This is a genomic window from Cytophagales bacterium, assembly GCA_019456305.1.
Lineage (GTDB): Bacteria > Bacteroidota > Bacteroidia > Cytophagales > VRUD01 > VRUD01.
In genome coordinates this window covers 23,907-43,920 of the sequence record VRUD01000033.1, presented here as the reverse complement: position 1 = coordinate 43,920, position 20,014 = coordinate 23,907, and the positions used below count along the sequence as shown (strand labels likewise).

Here is a 20,014-nt window from a genome sequence, read left to right as displayed (position 1 = left end):
CAAACTATTGAACCAATGAACTAAAACTAATAACCAAATAACTAAAACTAATAACCAAAAACCATGAACTAAAATTTCATAGTGGATAACCTTGTCAATAAGTTGTTACTAAATTGTTATTAACCCCATAATCCACTTTTTTACTTTTGGTACGAATTTAAAGAACAAATAAATGCAATTAAGTAGTAAAAAAGAGCAAGCAGGTAAAAAATCTTCCAAGACGTCTTCACATTCTAAAAAAAGTGAAACGTTGAAAAATGATATTTCATTGGGAATGGGCAAGATCCCTCCCCAAGCCCTTGAAGCTGAAGAGGCTGTGCTCGGTGCAATATTACTTGAAAAACACGCACTCACTGAGATAGTGGATATTCTCAAGCCAGAAAGTTTTTATAAAGAAGCACATCAAAAAATTTATCAGGCAATCCTCGCCCTTTTTGAAAAATCCGAACCAGTTGATCTGATCACAATTACAAACCAGCTTAGAGAGGATGGAGAATTAGAATCTGTTGGCGGCCCATTTTACTTAACCGGGCTTACAACCCGCGTCAATGCTGCAGCCAATATTGAAAAACATTCCCGCATCGTAATTCAGAATGCAATTAAAAGAGAATTGATCACTATTGCTTCTGAAGTATTAAGGGATGCTTATGAGGATACAATAGATGTTTTTGATTTATTGGATAAAACTGAACAGAATCTTTTTGAAGTTTCTGAAAATAATATCAGAAAGAATTATGCTTCCCTGAATATTAAAATTATAGAAGCGCTTGAAGAGTTAGAAGCAAAGAAAGATCTTAAAGATGGACTTACAGGCGTACCAAGCGGTTTTACTGAGCTTGACAGAATAACTTCCGGTTGGCAAAAGTCTGACCTGATAATTATTGCTGCCCGGCCGGGAATGGGTAAAACAGCGTTTGCCCTTACTGCAATGCGTAATGCCTCTATAGATTCTCATTTCCCGGTAGCTTTTTTCTCCCTTGAAATGTCTTCTATCCAATTAGTCAACAGGTTAATGTCTGCTGAAGCTGAATTAGAAGGTGAAAAAATAAGGCAGGGGAGATTAAAAGATTTTGAATGGCTGCAATTACATGAAAAGATCAAACCTTTAACTCAAGCCCCTATTTATGTTGATGACACGCCCGCTTTATCAATTATGGAATTAAGAGGGAAATGCAGGAGATTGAAAATTAAACATGATATTAAATTGATAATAGTAGATTACCTGCAATTTATGGTTGGCGATACTAATAAAAAGTATGGTTCCGGGAACAGAGAGCAGGAAATAGCTTCCATATCAAGGGCCCTAAAGAATTTGGCTAAAGAGCTTAACGTACCTGTAATTGCCTTATCCCAGCTAAGCAGGGCAGTAGAGCATAGAGGAGGGGATAAAAAACCACTACTCGCTGACCTGCGGGAATCCGGAAGTCTTGAGCAAGATGCCGATCTTGTAATTTTCCTGTACAGACCGGAACTTTATGGGCTTACTGAAGATAATGAAGGTAATTCAACCAGTGGTTTGGCTGAAGTGCTTGTAGCCAAACATAGAAATGGACAAACAGGAGAAATTAAGTTACAATTTATTAAGAAATTTACAAAATTTAATGACTCTGGTTACAACCCCTGGGGGGACGATGATATACATAGTGATGATGCTACTGAAACCCAGAAAACGATAATTAAAAAAAGTAAAATCAATGGTGATGGAGAAAATGCAGAGAATTCTGAAAGTACTCCGTTTTAGATTTTAAAATATAAATGGAAAAGAAAAGATGCTCTTGGCCAGGAAAAAAAGAGAAAGAACCCTTAATGATAAAATATCACGATGAAGAATGGGGAGTTCCTGTTCATGACGATAAACTGCATTTTGAGTATCTCATTCTTGATGGATTTCAGGCAGGGCTTTCGTGGAGAACTATATTGAACAAAAGAGAAAATTTCAAGAAAGCTTTTCATGGTTTCAATCCTGAAAAAATTGCGAAGTTCACGGAGAAGGATGTCGAAAGACTTATGGAGGATGAGGGAATAATAAGAAACCGTTTGAAAATAAAAGGTGCTGTGAAAAACGCCATGGCTTTTCTCAAGCTTCAGAAAGAATTCGGAAGTTTTGACAAATACATCTGGCAGTTCACGAAGAACAAAACGATACACAGCAAGTTCAAAGAGCTAAAAGAACTTCCTGCCCGAACAGAGGAGTCAGATAACATGAGCAAAGATTTAAAGAAACGTGGTTTCACGTTTGTTGGTCCGACAATATGCTATGCATACATGCAGGCAGCTGGAATGGTCAACGACCACGTGGTAGATTGTTTTAGGTATGAAGAATTAAAAGGAAAATGAGACACTTTGTTTATTAATATATTTTTTTTTCTAACTTACCCCCCAAAAAATAATCCTTCATTTTTTTAATTAAATTGTTATGAAAATATTAGTATGTATAAGCATAACTCCGGATACAACTGCTAAAATAGCATTTACGAATAATAATACTGAATTCAATAAGCAAGGTGTTCAGTTTATTATCAACCCTTATGACGAAATTACACTTAGCAGGGCTATTGAATTAAGAGACGCCCTTAAAGGAAGCGTAACCGTGATCAATGTAGGAGAAGTTGATGCAGAGCAAAATATCCGCAAAGCCCTTGCCATTGGCGCTGATGATGCAATAAGAATTAATGCTCATCCGGCTGATGCATTTTTTGTTTCAAAACAAATAGCTGAGCATATCAAAGAAGCAAATTATGATATCATATTAACAGGAATGGAAACAATTGACTATAATGGCGCCCAGGTCGGGGGTATGCTTGGAGAAATACTTGATATACCCACAATTTTTGCTGTAACCAAGCTGGATATTGATGGAAAAACAGCTTCGGTAGAACGATTAATTGACGGGGGAACAGAAGTTTTGACTGCGCCCCTGCCCTTTGTAGCAGCCTCTATAGAAGGAATGGCTGAACCAAGAATTCCAACTATGAGAGGGATCATGTCGGCAAGAACCAAACCGCTCAAAGTTGTTGAACCCATAGCCCCGCCAACTGGCGGGGCTACTGAAGTTGTTAATTATGAACTGCCGCCTGCAAAAAAAGGATGTAAGTTCATTGATGCTGATAAGGCTGAAGAATTGATAGAGTTGCTGCATAGCGAGGCGAAAGTGATTTAGTTCAAAATTAAGAGTTTAAAGTTTAAAGTTATGAATAACAGTGAAGATATAAACAAACTTGTGAAAAAAATCTCACAAACATTAAAAGTAGAAAAAATCATTTTATTTGGTTCTTATGCTTATGGCAAAACTAATGAAGATAGTGATGTAGATCTATGTGTTATTACAAATGTTAATAAAAGGAAGCTGGATATATTGACAATGATAAGAACGGCATTAATTCCTATATATACTCATTCCTTAGATATTTTGGTCTATACTGAAGAAGAATTTAAAGAGAGAGCTGAGTTTCACTTCACTATGGAACATGAGATTTTAAATAAAGGAATAATTTTATATGGATAAAAAACAATTAGTAGATGAGTGGTTTTTTATAGCAAATTCAGATTTGGAATCCGCCATTTTTCTGAAAAATATGCATCCGGCACCATTGGAAATTATTTGTTTTCATTGTCAACAATGTGCAGAAAAGTATTTAAAAGGTTATCTTGTTCACAACGAAATAAAAATAAAAAAAACACATGACCTAATAAGAATAAATCAAAAATGCAACAACATTAATATTGATTTTAAAAAAATACAAAAAGAATGTATTAGACTAACTAAATATGGAGCAGATATAAGATATCCTACGCACTTGGATATAACGATGCCTGATATGGAATTAGCAATAAAGGATGCAACTAAGATCAAAGAATTTGTATTGAAAAAAATAAAAACTAAAATATAACAATCGCATTTGTGACGCGACTTTTAAGTCGCAGTTATTAACAAAATATGAATATACACGACTCTATGGGGTGTGTAAATTTAAGTTATATAAGAGGGGATATATATACAAGTTGGCGGTAATGCTGAAAAAACGATAATATTATGAATGACATCATTGAACAAAACAAAACAAAGGTTTCTAAAAACAGAAACATTTATGAAAAAAATGAAGCCGCAGTAAGAATGCATCTTATTGATCCAGTTTTAAATCAACTCGGTTGGACAACTGACTTTGTTATTCCTAATTCTCCGACAGACGAAAAGGATATACCTGATTATACATTAAGAACTAATGACAAAGATATTGCATACATTGAAGCAAAAAAGATTTCTCCTAAACTTAAAGACCATATCGGACAACTTGCAAGATATTGCACCAATCAAGGCAAGCAATATGGAATACTGACAGATGGAATGAAATGGATATTGTTCAAAGCATTTGAGGAGGATACAAAATTACACGACAGAATAATTTGGGAAATTGATTTTGAAAAAGACAGCACAGCAGAAATTGAAGCAAGGTTAAATACAATTTCATTTAGCAACTTTCCTAAATTAAAAACTCTTTCAGATAAACGTGACAAATTAATTACAGCATGGGACAATATTGTTAGTAATCCCAACAGATTAAAAGAAACCTTTATTGAGTTTCTTAACTCTGACTTAGAAAATTCGGAACATACTTATGAATTTGCTGAAATAGAAAAATTTGTCACAGGTAAGCTACAAGAAAGTTCACGATTATTCACTACACCAGAAAAATCAAGTACCGACAATAATTCTGAGAAAACAGGATATCAATCTCGCAAAACAATTCCCAAGGAAAATCATCCTAAGTATTTTGCTGCTTACAAAAAGCAATTAGAAAATCCCAATAATTTGATAAATAAGATGCTTAACTATATTCAAGAAGAGAAGATAGTTACCTGGGGAGAATTAAAAAAGAAATGTGTCTCGCATTTTGGTTGTACAAATGAACTATCTGGTAGTATTGGGGCGAATTTAAAAACCTTAGAACGTGTTGGGGAAATCAAAATTAATGGACACGGAGACAATAAGAAAATTAGTATTAACGAATGACATGACAAAAGCACGAACCGCCAACATGCAGTATAGCAAATGCCCTTATTGCAATTTGGTAAATAATTTATATAATTGAAAGTTATTACAAGCAAAATAAATAAGTAACGGTCGGAAGGTCAGGCACTTGCCATACCGCTGCACGTTGCCACACATTTAAAAAGACGACCATGAGTTTAACATCAATTCTTAATAAAGAAAAAAGTTTCGTATCTTTGTACAAACTAAATTATAAAAAAATATTTTATGAAAACGATACAAATACCATTAAGTGAATACCAGGACCTTAAAAAAAGAGTTGAGCTTTTAAAAGATACAAAATTATTAGATAAGTTCAATAGGTTAATTGACTTATTGTATGAAGATAGATATGGTCTTTTTATGAAAGAATACACTGAAGATTTAACTGAATATTCAATCAACGATAATTGGAAGAATGAAAAAAGTGCCTGGGATAAACTATAAACAAAAGGAAATCGTACTTGTGCCATTTCCATATTCCGATTTAAGTGCAACAAAAAAACGACCTGTGTTAATAATTTCTAATAATGATTATAACAAGAATTTTGAAGACGTAATAGTATGTGTAATTACAAGCAGTCAATATAAAGATAGTTATTCAGTTGCTTTAACCAACCGGGATTTAGAAACAGGTACACTTCCAGAAAGGTCAATCATAAAAACTCATAAACTTTTTACTATTCACCAAGCAAGAATTGTAAAAAAGTTTAGCCTTGTAAAAGATGAATTATTTACAAAAGTACAAGAGAAAATAAAACGTTTGATAGAAAGAAAAAAGAGTAAGAAAAAAATCCATAATTAATTAAATTTGAACAAAAAAATGTCCGTACTAGTATTCGCAGAAAATTGGGATGGCGTATTTAAAAAAGCTACATTTGAGGCTATTACTTACGCCACGGATGTAGCTGGTCTGCTAAAAGCAGACGTTACTGCCATTTCAATCGGGTTGGCATCCGATCCGGATCTGAAAGATCTCGGAAAATATGGAGCCCAAAAAGTGATCAGCGTAAAAAGCGAAAAGCTGAAACAATTTTCGCTCCAGGGATACGCATCTGCCATTGCTCAAATAGCAGAGAAAGAGCAGGCAAAAGCTTTGATCTTGTCCCATACTTTTAACGGGCAGGCAATTGCCTCCCGCCTGGCGACAAAGCTCAACGCAAGCTATGGCGCAGGTGTAGTGGAACTTCCTGAAGTAAAGAAAGGTTTAGTAGTTAAAAGAAGCGTATATTCAGGTAAAGGTTTCGTATATGTAGCGCTATTAAATGAATTTAAGATATTATCTGTCAAACCTAATTCATATAAGATCACCGAATCAGGCGGTTCGGCTTCAATAGAAACCTACGAACCCAAGTTAGAAGATAAATATTTCAAAGAAACCGTAAAAGAAGTTAAAAAGTCAAAAGCTAAATTGTCAGTCACTGAGGCAGATATTGTAGTGTCAGGCGGCAGGGGATTAAAAGGCGCTGAAAATTGGGGCATGATCGAAGAATTGGCTGAATTATTGGGAGCAGCTACAGCCTGCTCCAAACCTGTGTCTGATGCAGGCTGGCGGCCGGAAGATGAGCATGTTGGCCAAACCGGGAAAACGGTTGGCCCCAATTTATATTTGGCTATAGGAATATCCGGGGCAATACAACATTTAGCGGGAGTAAATTCTTCCAAAGTGATGGCAGTGGTCAATAAAGACCCGGAAGCTCCGTTTTTTAAAGCAGCCGATTATGGCATTGTGGGAGACGCTTTCCAGGTAGTACCTAAGCTGATTGAAGCGGCTAAGAAATTGAAGAAATAATCATAATACTAATAATAAAATGCTAATATACGAATGAATACTAATGATACTAATAAAGAAATCTATATTAAGAAGCAGAGTAAAAATATTCGTATCATTAGTATAAATTAGTATATTAGCATTATACCCTATTCGTATCGTAATCAAAAACAAATTCACAAATTGGATAAAAAAATAAAGTTGGAAATTTTAGGGCTTTCGTCAAGCCAGTCTCAAACAGGATCGTTTGCGCTGGTTTTGGGAGAGGAAGGAGGAAACCGCAGGCTGCCCATTATCATTGGCATGTTTGAAGCGCAAGCTATCGCTATTGAAATGGAAAAGATCACTCCAAGCAGGCCTATGACCCATGACCTGTTTAAATCTTTTGCTCTTAAATTCAAGTTTTCTATTGAAGAGATAGTCATTGCCAACCTTAAAGAAGGTATTTTTTTCGCTAAGATCGTATGTGCTAACGGAAAGAAGACTTTTGATATAGATGCCAGGCCTTCTGATGCCATCGCCATAGGCTTGCGTTTCAACGTACCCATTTACACTTTTGAGGAAATCTTGTCAGAAGCCGGTATCATTTTGAGTGAAGAACCTGAAAGTGAACAGGGGGAATTCAGCGAGAGAAAAATACGTAAAGCGCAACCACCTCGCGTAAAGGATTTGAAAGATATGACTGCCGAACAATTAAAAGCGCTCCTGAATGATGCGGTGAAAAAAGAAGATTATGAAAACGCAGCACGGGTGAGGGACGAGTTGAGTAAAAGAAACTAAATTATTAATGAATTTCATCAACGTAGTTGGCCTTATCTCCATTCTATTTATTGCATGGCTATTATCATACCATAAAAGAAAAATAAATTTTAGACAGATTTTCTGGGGAATAGGGCTGCAATTTCTGTTTGCTGTTATCGTATTGAAAGATGATTGGTGGAGCTTTGTTGGGATGGGTATACTAACTTCATTGATCATTATCTTTATCTTAAAAGATCAGTTCAAGAAAAATACCTCCTTCAAATTAAGCACAGTTATCAAAAAATATGCAGGGGTACTGTTACTTATCGGAGGTGTAGCTTACCTGATTGTAAATGATCTGCATGGTCAGAGAATTTTTGATTCCCTCAGTACTAAGGTTGCCTATTTTTTGAGCCTCTCAGATTATGGAGCAAAGTTTTTATTTGGCAATTTAGCTGACCCAAATTACTTCTTCCCTGACACGAATTCTTTCTGGCCCGGATTTGGATTCCAGTTCGCTTTTAAGGTACTGCCTACAATCATCTTTTTTGGTGGTTTGATGAGCGTACTTTATTATTTTGGATTGATGCAAGTAGTTATTGAAGCATTAAGTAAATTTATGCGATGGACTATTGGTACCAGTGGGGCAGAAACGCTTTCCTGCAGTGCTAACATTTTTGTAGGCCAAACCGAAGCGCCTCTTTTGATCAAACCTTTTCTTGACAACATGACACGCTCAGAGCTCTTAACCATAATGGTAGGCGGCTTTGCTACCATAGCCGGTGGCGTTTTGGCAGGATACATCGCAATGGGCATCCCTGCAGGACACCTTATTGCTGCAAGTGTTATGGCCGCACCCGGGGCTTTGGTTGTTGGAAAAATAATCTACCCTGAGCTGCAGCATTCACAAACAGCAGGTGATCTAAAATTACCCGATATTAAAGTGGGAGAAAATCCTATTGAGGCGGCCACCAATGGTATCACAGACGGGTTGAAGTTAGCTGTGAACGTTGGTGGTATGTTAATTGGCTTTATTGCATTGATTGCTGTTGCTGATCTAATCCTTAATAAAGTTGATTACTGGATAGATTTTAAAATTTTTAGCGGAGAACATTACGATTATGTAGGACGTGGTATGTCTCCTGCAGAAGGAGAATATTCAGGTTATTTTCCCGGATCATTAAGAACGCTTTTTGGCACTGTTTTAAGGCCCATCGCCTTTTTGATGGGCGTATCCTGGCAAGATGCCGCCTATGTTGGCAATTTGATCGGAATTAAATTATCCCTGAACGAATTTGTTGCCTATGGTACCTTAACCTCTTATATGCAGGAGGGTGTCTTAAGCCAGCGAGCCGTTATTATATCAACCTATGCCCTGTGTGGATTTGCCAATTTTGCTTCTATAGGTATTCAGATCGGTGGTATCAGCGCCATATCTCCAAAGAGAAAAACCGACCTTGCTAAAATAGGGCTTAAAGCCATGTTCGGAGGAGCCATTGTCTCTCTGATTACCGCTACGATCGCAGGGATATTGTTGGGATGATGGGAATCCGGATGTTTGATGTATGATATTGCCAGCCTTCGGCTGGTCACCCGCAGGGTGAGATATTGGATAATAACCGTTAGCTGTTAGCTGTTAGGGTTAGCCCGTTAATTTCAGTGTAATAATGAAACTGTTGATCATGCGTTGCTCTTCATGCAACCGTTCAAAAAGCTGTTAGCTGTTAGCTAAAAGCCAAAAGCTAATAGCTAAAAGCTAACAGATTCCATTCCTCGTTCCCAAATTTTCAATCTTCTAAAGTTCTTCATTTTGATTTTGTGTTATCAAATCTATTGCTAACAGCTAACAGCTAACAGCTAACAGCTAACCCTAATCTATCTCTCAAATCTGTGTAATCTGTGTTCTAACATTTCCCGCATTATCTGTTACAGTAATTTTAAATTCTCCTTTAAGCGGTACTTTTTTATCTGATCTTTCTGACCAAAGCAGCTTACTTTTGTGGTCATAATTCATTAACAACCATTTGTCATTGACCCTTGCAATAAAACTTTTTATACCAGAAAGATCATCGTCAATCTTTACTTTGACTTCCTGACTATTTTTAATAATTACCTTGATTATGGGGGCTATAGTGTCTGCTAATAAAACAAATTTACCTAAATGCCGGGTTTTGAATTTTATTTTATTGTCTTGCCAAACTCCCCCGGTATAAGCGTATTTGTCCTTTCCCTCAATATAATAAACACGGGTCTTGGCTTTATCAAACACCTCACGCTTTGGCTTTAAAGTAATGTAAATATTTTTATATAATGGAACAGCCGGGTCATTGATCTCATAGATTTGTTCATGCGCCATATTGCTTTGCAAGGCGGAGAAGTCCCCCTCTCCTTTAGCAGAGGGAGACTTGGGGGGTGAGATGATTTGTAAATATAAAGTGTCGAAAAGAGCTTTTTTGGGGAAATAGATGCTCATTTTTTCATTGTCAAAATAAAATTCAGTGTTTGAAGGTATGATTTCAGTAAAAGTCATTTTTTTTGTAATACCACAAAGATCCATTGAATCGGGAAGGCCTTTACGTAAGTCCCACAACCAGACAACTTCATTATTTTTATGATAGGTTACATCAAGTTCGTATTTAAATTTGCCGGTAAATATTTGTGCAGGTGAATTATAATTAGAAAAACCTTTTGCTGATACTTTTAGAATATTTTCAAACACATTATAACGGATGGTAGTAGATGGTGGTGGAAAAGGCCCGTGTATATCAAATTTTAAAGGCGCTCCTTTTAAAGTTAAATTTATCTGAGCGCTATTATAATAAGCGTCATAAATACGGATCGTTACATCGTGCAACAGGGTATCATTGATAAATATTTTCCCCTTTTGTCCTGCCTGTTCCGGTAATAAACCAAACGTACGATAACATTTTAAGTCATTTCCATCTGCCAGGTAACATTTTTGAAATTTTCTCTTTTCTCTGAGTGCTGTTTCGTAATCTATATGGACTTTAACATTTTTTGTTTTGTTGAAATTTAATTTTTCCAGATGATAACGGTATAATAGTGTACCATCTATCATTAACTCTATAAAGTTTACTCCCATTTTACGTCTTGAACGATTTACCTGATCGTAAGATTCTATTTCAATACCAATTAAGCCGGTAACATTAATCGTTTCTTCTATAATATACGCTGACTGCTTTCCTTCTTTTTCTCCCCTATTTCCTTTATTTCCTTCTTTTAGGGAGCTTTTGTCTGAGATTATTGGTATAAATTGCAACCTTCCAAATTCACCATTAATTCTTGATCTGATATCTAACGTACGAAGCGCTATTTTATAAAAACGTGGTGGAATATTATCTTTTATTTCATCAAAACCAAAATACAAAGGATTTAATGCCTTTTCTGTATCATCTCTTATTTCAAAATGCAGGTGCGGGCCTCTTGATGAGCCGCTATTGCCTGAAAGTCCGATTTGCTGACCTTTTTTTACTGGAAATTGTCTGGCGTCAGGAAATAATTCGATTTGAAAACTTTCATTTTGATATTGCTTCTTCCTTACATAAGTTGCAATGGGCCCATCAAATTTTTCAAGATGGGCATAAACACTAATGTAACCTTTTGGTGATCCCGGGGATTCGGGATGAGCAGGATGAGCAATGTATAATACATTTCCATAGCCTCCTGAAGAAATTTTGATCCTGTAAACATATCCATCCGCTACCGCATATACCGGTAATCCTGTTTTTCCGCCAGTTCTGATATCAATGCCGGCATGAAAATGATCTCCCCTTATTTCTCCCATGTTCCCGGATAAAAAATTTTGTTGATTTGGCATAATGGGAAACTGGAAGAAATCTTGCGGGTAGCCGGCACGTAGATTGATAGATGTTTGCTTTATCTCGGTTATAGTTGTTTGAGCATAGATATTTGTTATTATAACTATAATAAATAGAGTTGAAAATAATTGCTTCATTATCATTAGTTATTAGTTTGTTAGTTTTTAGTTATGGTTATTTAGTTATTGGTTTTAGTTTTTTAGTTTTTTGGTTTGCTTCATTTAACGGTAGCTACTCGTGCTCCCACTCTGCTGGGATTATGCGTTGTAGTCGGGGTACGAATAGAGACTGAATAGCAGGCTGCCAGATTATTCGTACCCCCACTCCAACCCTTTAAAACCAGTCCCGAGTACTCGGGAGGAGCACGATGAGCAACAAACTAAACAACTATAAAACCAGAACTAAAAACTATTCAACTATAACCAACCGACCACCCAACCAATAACCAATTTCTTTATTTCCTTATTACGCTACCGAACATCAAACGCCAGCATCTTTTTATCCTCAATGTAGGCCTCAATTTTGTCACCGATATGGATTGGACCAACGCCTTCGGGTGTACCTGTAAATACAATATCTCCTTTTTTAAAGGTAATAAATGTTGAAATATAGGAGATAATATAGTCAAAACTGAAGATCATATTTTGGCTGTTGCCTTTTTGTTTGAGTATATGGTTAACTTTAAGACTAAAGTCTATGTTGTTTATATCATCAAATTCTTCCAACGGGAGAAAATTTGAGACCGGAGCAGAACCGTTGAATCCTTTTGACAAAGTCCAAGGCAATCTTTTCTCCTTGGCTTTTTGCTGCAGGTCCCTTGCGGTAAAATCTATACCAACGCCAATTTCGTTGTAATAATTACGGGCAAATCTTTTATCAATGTTTTTGCCATCTTTATTAATTCTTATTATTAATTCTACTTCATAGTGTATTTCAGTAGAAAAATCCGGATAAAAGAATGATGCGTTATCTTTTAAAAGCGCTGTATCCGGTTTGATAAAAACAACAGGTTCTTCCGCTTTTTTGTTGCCGAGCTCATCAATGTGTTTTAAATAATTTCTTCCGATAGCAAGGATTTTCATTTTTTCCACAAATCTTGCCACAAAGACACGAAGGCACAAAGGTTCACAAAGTTTTTTATAATAAATCTGTGTAATCTGTGGTTAAAATTATCTTTGTGTTTCTTTGTGCCTTAGTGTCTTCGTGGCAATTTTTTTTTGCCACTATTTGAATTTTTCAAAGATTTCTATTAGTTTTACAAATATATGTCTTAAATCTGTGTAATCTGTGTATTAATTATGGAAAATAACAAAAAGTCATTATCAGGTAATATATTGTACCTGATCGCTTTTATAGAAGGAGCCTCTGTAATGAACGTGGAATTGCTTGGAGCTGCAATGGAAGCGCCCTTTTATGGCAATTCTTTATACGTATGGACATCTGTTATTGGCATTACCTTAGCCGGATTGACCTCAGGGTACTTTTTAGGTGGTCTTGTTTCTAAAAAATTCCCTCAAACAAATACTTTGTTTTATTTATTGCTGCTTGCAACGATGCTGGTTGTAATAATGCCTTTCTGGGGAAATCTTGTAATGATACGCACGCTGGATTGGGGATATATGGCAGGCGGGATTATTTCTTGCACTTCATTTCTGTTTCCACCCTTGGTCTGTTTTGGGATGACATCACCGGTTATAATCAAATTAATTACTGAAAAGATAAGTAATGCAGGTAATATTGCTGGTAATGTTTATGCTGTTTCAACAGCAGGCGGTATAATAACAACTTTTTTAACAGGATTTTATATTCTTCCAATTTATGGATTGAAAGTAAGTATCGTAACTAATGTCGTTGTATTGGCAATTATTTCCTTATCCTATTTTATAATGAACAGAAAATTCTTAGTTACACTGGGTATTATATTTTTTATTTTTATAACAGCAGCTGCCTATTTAAATCCCAAAAAACAAAAACGACATTCCCACATAAAAATAGTACACAGAAGCGATGGTTTATTAGGGCAGGTAATGATTGCAGACGATAAAAAGACACAAAAACGCTCCCTACACATCAATAATATATCCCAAACCTTTATGCATATACCAACAGGCCGGTCTCAGTGGAAATACATACACAGGATTGCCTTTTATTCCTCATTCAAACCAGCAGGTTCAAAGGTGTTGATCTGCGGATTGGGTGGCGGTAATCTTGTAAATGAGCTCAACTTCCTTGGATTTAATATTGACGCAGTGGAAATAGACAGGAGGATGAAATACCTTGCCTGGAAACATTTTTATATGACCCACAATGTAAAGGTTTATACCGATGATGCCCGGCATTATATTAGAACCTGTAAAAAGAAATATGATATTATCGTCCTTGATATGAGTGCCGGAGAAAATCAGCCCTCTAATGTTTATACTGTAGAGTGTTTTAAAGAGCTACAATCTATTTTAAATGATGACGGTATCGTTTTTCTTCATTATCAAAATGTACTTGAAGGCGAACATGATTTAGCCGCAAAGTCAATTGGTAAAACATTGCAAAAATCAGGGTTTTATCACAAGCTTATTAACACCCAAAATGACTGGAAACTAATTTCTGAATTAATGTTTTTTGCTAGCATGAAGCCTGCCGGTAAAGGTGGTATTGATTTAACTTCGTATTCATTTGAAAGACGGGATAGGTTTGCTGACCCATTTAGTTTCCTCACAGGTCAAAATATATTTATTGATGATTATGATTTTAGTGAAGGGATCATACTCACTGATGATAACCCGATCATGGATGTTTTGCATGCAAATGCACTGCAAATGACTCGTGGAGGGAGTATCAATACCACAATTCCTATTTTGTTAAAAGAAAAAATAGAAATATTTTAAGATGAAACAATTACTATCAATATTATTAGTTTTATTAATATTATCTAACGGGGTGAAATTAAAGGCCCAACTCCACAATACCCGCATCTACTCAGTAGAAGATGGTTTGGCACAAGCTACCGTCTACGACATCATCCAGGATAGAGATGGTAATATCTGGATGGCAACTGATGGAGGCGTATCAAAATATGATGGCAGGAGTTTTAAAAATTACACTACCTATGAAGGGCTTATCACAAACCGTACCTCAAAAATAATGGAGGATAAACGAGGAAATATCTGGATTGGAACCAACATGGGAATTTCTACTTTTCATCCTAAATCTTCATACAAAGCTGACTCTATCAACATTGTTAGCATAACCACTGATGACGGGCTGATCGGTAACAGCATCAGCGCCATTTTTGAAGATTCCAAAGGCAATATTTGGTTTGGGACAACAGAGGGTATTTCAAAACTTTCATCAAATGCTCCATTTCTAAAAACCCGTGATGGCTCAGAGTTTAATAGCTACCTTGATAATTTTACTTCCAAAGATGGACTTGCCAACAATACCATTAATGATATTATTGAGGACCGGGCAGGAAATATATGGTTTGCTACAAGAAATGGTATTTCGAAACTCATACAGATCAGCAGCGAAATAGCTGGTAATCGCAAGAAGCCTTTGTATATGTTTGAAAATTACACTCTTGAAAATGCGAATGCTCCTCAAAGCGTGAGCAAAATATTGGAAGATAAAGATGGTTTTTTGTGGATTGCTCTCTATGACAGGATATCAAAAGTGATAGTAAATTATTCTTCAAATTTATTGCAGGAGCTTGAAAGCTTAACACTATCCACACCAGAAATGTTGGGTAATATTTGGGCATTATTGCAAGACCGGAAAGGTAATATCTGGTCAAGTGGAGGATCTGCACTTGCCATCAAATTTGATGGAAAGAATCATGAACGATTTAGTCACTTAAACGGGTTTGCAAGAGGTGTAGCTCTCTCGATGTGTGAAGATAGGGAAGGTAATATATGGATGGGAAACTACGGAAAAGGAATAACACAGTATAAAGGTAAAATGTTTTTAACATATACTACATTGCATGGAATGCGTAGCGACAATGTTAGGGCAATTACAGAAGATATAAAGGGCAATATTTGGTTTGGTACAGTAGCCGGAATTGCAAAATTTCATCCAATTCATACTAATCCAGCATATCTTACCATGCATAATCCAGCCAAATATCAAGGTTTTGAAATTTTTATGCCAGGGTACTTTGGAGCCAGTAACTCTATTTGGTCAATGCTCTCAGATTCCAAAGGCAGCGTTTGGATCGGAACACGTGACGGCCTGGTAAAATATACACTACCCAAAACGAAAGGTGGGAAACCTGTAATTAAAATTTACAGCCAAAAAGATGGATTATTAGCCCCACCAGGTGCACCTGTAACATCAGTCATGGTACTTTTTGAGGATAGTCAGCAAAATTTGTGGGCAGGCACCTTTGGTGGTCTTTCCAAACTCAACTTGAACGGTAGTATGAGCAAATTTAAAAGCTATACTACTGATGATGGCCTAACGGCTAATTCTATTAAAGCAATATGCGAGGATAACAAAGGTAATCTTTGGATCGGCACATCAAATGGTCTTTCAAGGTGTAAAGTTTCATCTTTTGAGAATGATAGTATTATTTTTGAAAATTTTACTACTGATGACGGTTTACCAAATAATTACATCCTGTCAATAGTTGAAGATAATGAGGGTAGTTTGTGGTTTGGAACAGTCCATGGAATATCTAAATATACATATCCTTCATATATCGGTCCGAAAGGTACCTTTAGAAATTATTCTACCAGGGATGGCTTAAGTTCAGATACTCCTTATTTAATGATATTTGATGATAATGGCTATTTATATGTAGGTACTAATAAAGGAATTGATAAATTTTATATCAAAGCAAGTCCTATTAAAAAGGTGAAGCACTTTGGAAAGTTAGAAGGTTTCAGAGGAATTGAGACAAGTCATAATGCTGTATATAAGGATAGCAATGGAAATATCTGGTTTGGCACTGTTGAAGGAGCCATTAAATATGATCCTAAATTGGATATATCCAACAAAACAGAGCCGCTTACCCATATCACCAAATTGCAGCTCTTCTTTGAGGATTTTAACTGGTCTGGTTATTCTGATACAATAAGCTATCAAACCGGTTTGCCTCTAGGCTTAGATCTTCCCCATGATCAAAATCATTTGACATTTCAATTTATTGGTATCAGCTTAACAATACCGGAAAAAGTAAAATATCAATGGAAATTAGAAGGATTTGACAAAAATTGGTCGCCCATTACACAAAGAAAAGAAGCCACCTATTCAAATTTGCCTCATGGAGAGTATACCTTTATAGTAAAAAGCTGCAATAATGATGGAATATGGAATAAAAAGCCAACAATATTTAGCTTTAATATTTCCCCCCCCTGGTGGCAGACATTATGGTTTTATTTAGGATTTGGATTTACAGGCTTAGGAGGTATTATTAGCTACATTAAGATACGTGAAAGAAACCTGAAACGGGAAAAAAGATTACTTGAACAAAAAGTTAAGATCAGAACTCAAGAGATTTCAAGGCAAAAGAAGGAATTAGAAAAACTCTCTATTGTGGCGAGCAAAACTGATAACGCAGTATTAATCGCTAATGCGGCAGGAAAATTGGAATGGGCTAATGAAGGTTTCGCAAAAATGATGGGTTACACTCTGGAGGAATTTAAAAAAGAAAAAGGGGAAACAATGATGGAAATGAGCAATAATCCTGAAATAAAACAAGTGATTGATAATTGTATTAATAAAAAGAGTTCGGTAGTGTATGAAGTAAAGAATAGCACCAAAGATGGCAACGAGATATGGGTACAGACTACACTTACGCCCATTATCGAAAATGGGACATTGAAGAAATTGGTGGCTATAGATACTGATATCACAGAGAGAAAAAATGCTGAAGAAATAATAAAGCAGAAGAATACAGACATTACAGACAGCATCAATTATGCAAAACAAATTCAGGAAGCAATCTTTCCGGATCCTGAAGAAATTCAAACTGTTTTACCACACTCTTTTATTCTCTTTAAGCCCAAAGCAATTGTGAGTGGAGATTTTTATTGGTTCAGCCCCCCTCTAATTCCAAGCCCCCCTGAATCGGAGAAACGAGGAATCGGAGAAACGGAGAGAAGAAAAAAGAAACAATTCACCGATTCACCGATTCACATATTCACCGATTCGGCAAGGAGTAGTGGCGAGGGGAATTTAGAGGGGGCTGGTAGGGGGGCTATTATCATAGCCGCAGTAGATTGCACAGGCCATGGTGTACCTGGAGCATTTATGAGCGTGATTGGGCATGATCTGTTAAATGAAGTAATAAATAATAAAGGAATTACAGATGCAGCAAAAATATTGGGCGCATTGAACGATGGTATAGTTAATGCCTTAAAACAAAAAGGAAAGGAAGGGGAAGCAAGAGACGGTATGGATATAGCGCTCTGTTTAATTGATCTACACAAAAAAGAATTACAATTTTCCGGTGCGTATAATCCGCTTTACCTGATCAGGGATAAACAGTTACAAAAATTCAAAGGAAACAGATTTTCTATCGGCATGTATAAAGTGGGCAAGGATAAAGAATTTACAAACCACCATATAAAGATAAAAAATGGTGATACTTACTATATATTTTCAGACGGCTATGCAGACCAATTTGGAGGCCCTGAAGGAAAGAAATTTACCTATAAAAGGTTCCAGGATTTGCTCATTGAAATACAGCATCATTCAATGGAAAAACAACATGAAATATTGGATGAAACTTTTGAAAAATGGAAAAATAAAGAAGAACAGCTAGATGATGTCTTAGTGATTGGAATCAGAATTTGAGCAGGTTAGGGATTGTCAGGAATTAGAATTTAATTAAATAATTAACCCCGCACAAAAGAAATGCCTAAAATTTTAAGAGGCATTTCTTTTATGCGGGGTTATGGGATTTCCGGACAACTCAACTTTTACTTACCATATCTCATGAAGTGCAACTGTTATCAGATAAAACTTAAGTACTCTCAAGGTAATAAGATTTCATCATCCTCTGATAATAGCTCCGGGATGCAAATCGAATTAACAAAATTAAGCTCTGTTCTCAATCGTAGTTTGCGTTTTAACCCTGATATCCTGGTTCCCAGGATCATTCTTCATATAAGTCGGACAAGTATGTGGTCTGCAGGAAGCCATAGCGAAAGCAAGCAGTACCGCTGCAAAAAATATTTTTTTCATATCTTCGGGTTCTTAATTTACAAAGTTTAAAAATTTCTCACTAAGACTGTATTACAGTGAAAATGGAACATCTTTTTTAAAATGGTCGGCACAAAAGTAATAATTATATACTTAATAAAAAACTAATACGATTTTTTTTTAAATTTGTTGTATTAAAATTACAATTAATTGAATATTCTTTATATTGATTCATCGTTTTGTTTTTAGAAAAAAATCGTTTTCTTTACATCCCAAATATAAACACTATTTTTGTATGAAGAACATAACGTTGTAAATTGAATTAAAAAATGAAATTACTAAAAATTGAATGAAGTAAAAATAATAAGTTAGTTACTGGGCACTGGGTACTTGAAAAGCGGAGTGACAATGAGTATCTACAACCAAGAACCAAGTACCCAGAACCAAGAACCTGATTATTAAATGCAGAAAAGATAAATTTAAAATAAACTTTATTTTAAAACATTGAAATTTCGATATAACAAGCTAGCTGTAATTGCCCTCGGAGGAAATGCGTTATTAAGAGATGATCAAACAGGGACCATAGATGAGCAGGAAAAAAATGCAACGGATACTTTATCTAACTTGATCTATTTAATAAAAGAGGGTTATGATATAGTAATAACCCATGGTAATGGGCCACAGGTTGGCAATATACTCATGAGGAATGATGCCGGGGAGCAAATTTACAATATTCCCCAGATGCCTTTGGATATATGCGTTGCTGATTCACAGGGGGGCATTGGATATATGATCGAAAGAGTGTTAAGAAACATCCTCTATAAGAATAATATTGAAAAAGATGTTGTAACAATAGTAACCCAGGTAATCGTTGATAAAAATGACGAAGCTTTTGATGATCCAACAAAAAGGATTGGTGTTACATATTCAGCACAGGAAGCAGGAAAACTTAAAAAAGAAAAAGGCTGGAGCTTTAAAGAAACTCCGAAAAAAAAAGAAGGCTGGAGAAGGGTCGTACCTTCTCCTAAACCCATTTCAATATTTAACAGGAATTCAATCGAAACTATTGCACGACAGGGGGCTATTGTAATTGCTGTTGGCGGAGGGGGTATTCCCGTATCTATTGGAAAAGATAAATATCTTCATCCTGTTGAGGCAGTGGTTGATAAAGACTTTACGTCCGCTCTTTTGGCAAGCAGGATCAATGCAGATGAATTCTACATTTTGACCGATGTCCCTTATGTTTATATTAATTACAACCAGCCTGATGAAAGAAAAGTCGAATTTCTTGATAAAGCTGATACCGAAAAATATTTGGAAGAAGGTATGTTTGGAGAAGGAAATATGAAACCAAAGATCATTGCAGCATTGTATTTTATCAGGCATGGAGGTAAAAAAAGCGTGATTACAGAGGCAACAAAGCTGGAAGATAGATCGTATGGGACAAAAATAACTTTGAATTATGAGAATTAGGACAAGACAAGACATGTTTTG

Annotated in this window: 16 protein-coding genes; 14 read left to right on the top strand and 2 right to left on the bottom strand. The window is 35.9% G+C overall.

The genetic code is table 11. The features are described 5' to 3' along the window. Positions 1–172 precede the first annotated feature (172 nt). The 11 genes from dnaB to FVQ77_08825 all read left to right on the top strand — a co-directional run bounded on the left by dnaB (position 173) and on the right by FVQ77_08825 (position 9,084). Positions 173–1,741: a replicative DNA helicase gene (gene dnaB / locus FVQ77_08875; protein MBW8050435.1), complete on the top strand. Its 1,569-nt coding sequence runs from the start codon at positions 173–175 to the stop codon at positions 1,739–1,741. A gap of 14 nt (positions 1,742–1,755) precedes the next feature. After that, positions 1,756–2,337 carry a DNA-3-methyladenine glycosylase I gene (locus FVQ77_08870; GenBank protein MBW8050434.1) on the top strand — a complete coding sequence of 194 codons (582 nt, stop codon included), beginning with the start codon at positions 1,756–1,758 and terminating at the stop codon, positions 2,335–2,337. Positions 2,338–2,416: 79 nt separating this feature from the next. After that, positions 2,417–3,160, top strand: coding sequence for an electron transfer flavoprotein subunit beta/FixA family protein (locus FVQ77_08865; GenBank protein MBW8050433.1), 744 nt, complete (start codon positions 2,417–2,419; stop codon positions 3,158–3,160). Positions 3,161–3,220: 60 nt separating this feature from the next. Beyond that, positions 3,221–3,505 (top strand): nucleotidyltransferase domain-containing protein, encoded by a 285-nt coding sequence (locus FVQ77_08860; protein ID MBW8050432.1) that lies wholly within the window; start codon positions 3,221–3,223, stop codon positions 3,503–3,505. Then, the gene (locus tag FVQ77_08855; GenBank protein MBW8050431.1) at positions 3,498–3,890 is read left to right on the top strand and encodes a HEPN domain-containing protein; all 393 of its coding nucleotides are present in this window, start codon (positions 3,498–3,500) and stop codon (positions 3,888–3,890) included. The genes FVQ77_08860 and FVQ77_08855 overlap by 8 nt, the downstream gene beginning before the upstream one ends. A 143-nt stretch (positions 3,891–4,033) precedes the next feature. Further along, positions 4,034–5,011 (top strand): hypothetical protein, encoded by a 978-nt coding sequence (locus tag FVQ77_08850; protein MBW8050430.1) that lies wholly within the window; start codon positions 4,034–4,036, stop codon positions 5,009–5,011. A 246-nt stretch (positions 5,012–5,257) separates the two neighbouring features. Then, positions 5,258–5,476, top strand: a complete 219-nt coding sequence (locus FVQ77_08845) for a hypothetical protein (protein ID MBW8050429.1) — start codon at positions 5,258–5,260, stop codon at positions 5,474–5,476. After that, positions 5,448–5,834, top strand: coding sequence for a type II toxin-antitoxin system PemK/MazF family toxin (locus FVQ77_08840; GenBank protein MBW8050428.1), 387 nt, complete (start codon positions 5,448–5,450; stop codon positions 5,832–5,834). Before FVQ77_08845 ends, FVQ77_08840 begins: the two co-directional genes overlap by 29 nt. Before the next feature lie 18 nt (positions 5,835–5,852). Continuing rightward, positions 5,853–6,821 carry an electron transfer flavoprotein subunit alpha/FixB family protein gene (locus FVQ77_08835; protein ID MBW8050427.1) on the top strand — a complete coding sequence of 323 codons (969 nt, stop codon included), beginning with the start codon at positions 5,853–5,855 and terminating at the stop codon, positions 6,819–6,821. A gap of 162 nt (positions 6,822–6,983) precedes the next feature. Then, positions 6,984–7,580, top strand: a complete 597-nt coding sequence (locus tag FVQ77_08830) for a hypothetical protein (GenBank protein ID MBW8050426.1) — start codon at positions 6,984–6,986, stop codon at positions 7,578–7,580. Between the two features lie 7 nt (positions 7,581–7,587). Beyond that, positions 7,588–9,084 (top strand): NupC/NupG family nucleoside CNT transporter, encoded by a 1,497-nt coding sequence (locus tag FVQ77_08825; GenBank protein MBW8050425.1) that lies wholly within the window; start codon positions 7,588–7,590, stop codon positions 9,082–9,084. Between the two features lie 339 nt (positions 9,085–9,423). Here FVQ77_08825 and FVQ77_08820 read toward each other — a convergent pair whose 3' ends face one another. Together FVQ77_08820 and FVQ77_08815 are read right to left on the bottom strand one after the other, a co-directional pair. Then, positions 9,424–11,523: a M23 family metallopeptidase gene (locus FVQ77_08820; protein MBW8050424.1), complete on the bottom strand. Its 2,100-nt coding sequence runs from the start codon at positions 11,521–11,523 to the stop codon at positions 9,424–9,426. A gap of 327 nt (positions 11,524–11,850) precedes the next feature. Then, positions 11,851–12,462, bottom strand: a complete 612-nt coding sequence (locus FVQ77_08815; GenBank protein MBW8050423.1) for a fumarylacetoacetate hydrolase family protein — start codon at positions 12,460–12,462, stop codon at positions 11,851–11,853. 216 nt (positions 12,463–12,678) lie between these two features. Between FVQ77_08815 and FVQ77_08810 the strand changes: the two genes are divergently transcribed. The 3 genes from FVQ77_08810 (at position 12,679) to arcC (ending at position 19,993) form a co-directional block, all read left to right on the top strand. Continuing rightward, on the top strand, positions 12,679–14,262 hold the full coding sequence (locus FVQ77_08810) for a hypothetical protein (protein MBW8050422.1): 1,584 nt from the start codon (positions 12,679–12,681) through the stop codon (positions 14,260–14,262). Position 14,263: 1 nt separating this feature from the next. Further along, on the top strand, positions 14,264–18,172 hold the full coding sequence (locus FVQ77_08805) for a PAS domain S-box protein (GenBank protein MBW8050421.1): 3,909 nt from the start codon (positions 14,264–14,266) through the stop codon (positions 18,170–18,172). Between the two features lie 852 nt (positions 18,173–19,024). Next, complete coding sequence (arcC, locus tag FVQ77_08800) at positions 19,025–19,993, top strand: carbamate kinase (GenBank protein MBW8050420.1); 969 nt, start codon at positions 19,025–19,027, stop codon at positions 19,991–19,993. Positions 19,994–20,014 lie beyond the last annotated feature (21 nt).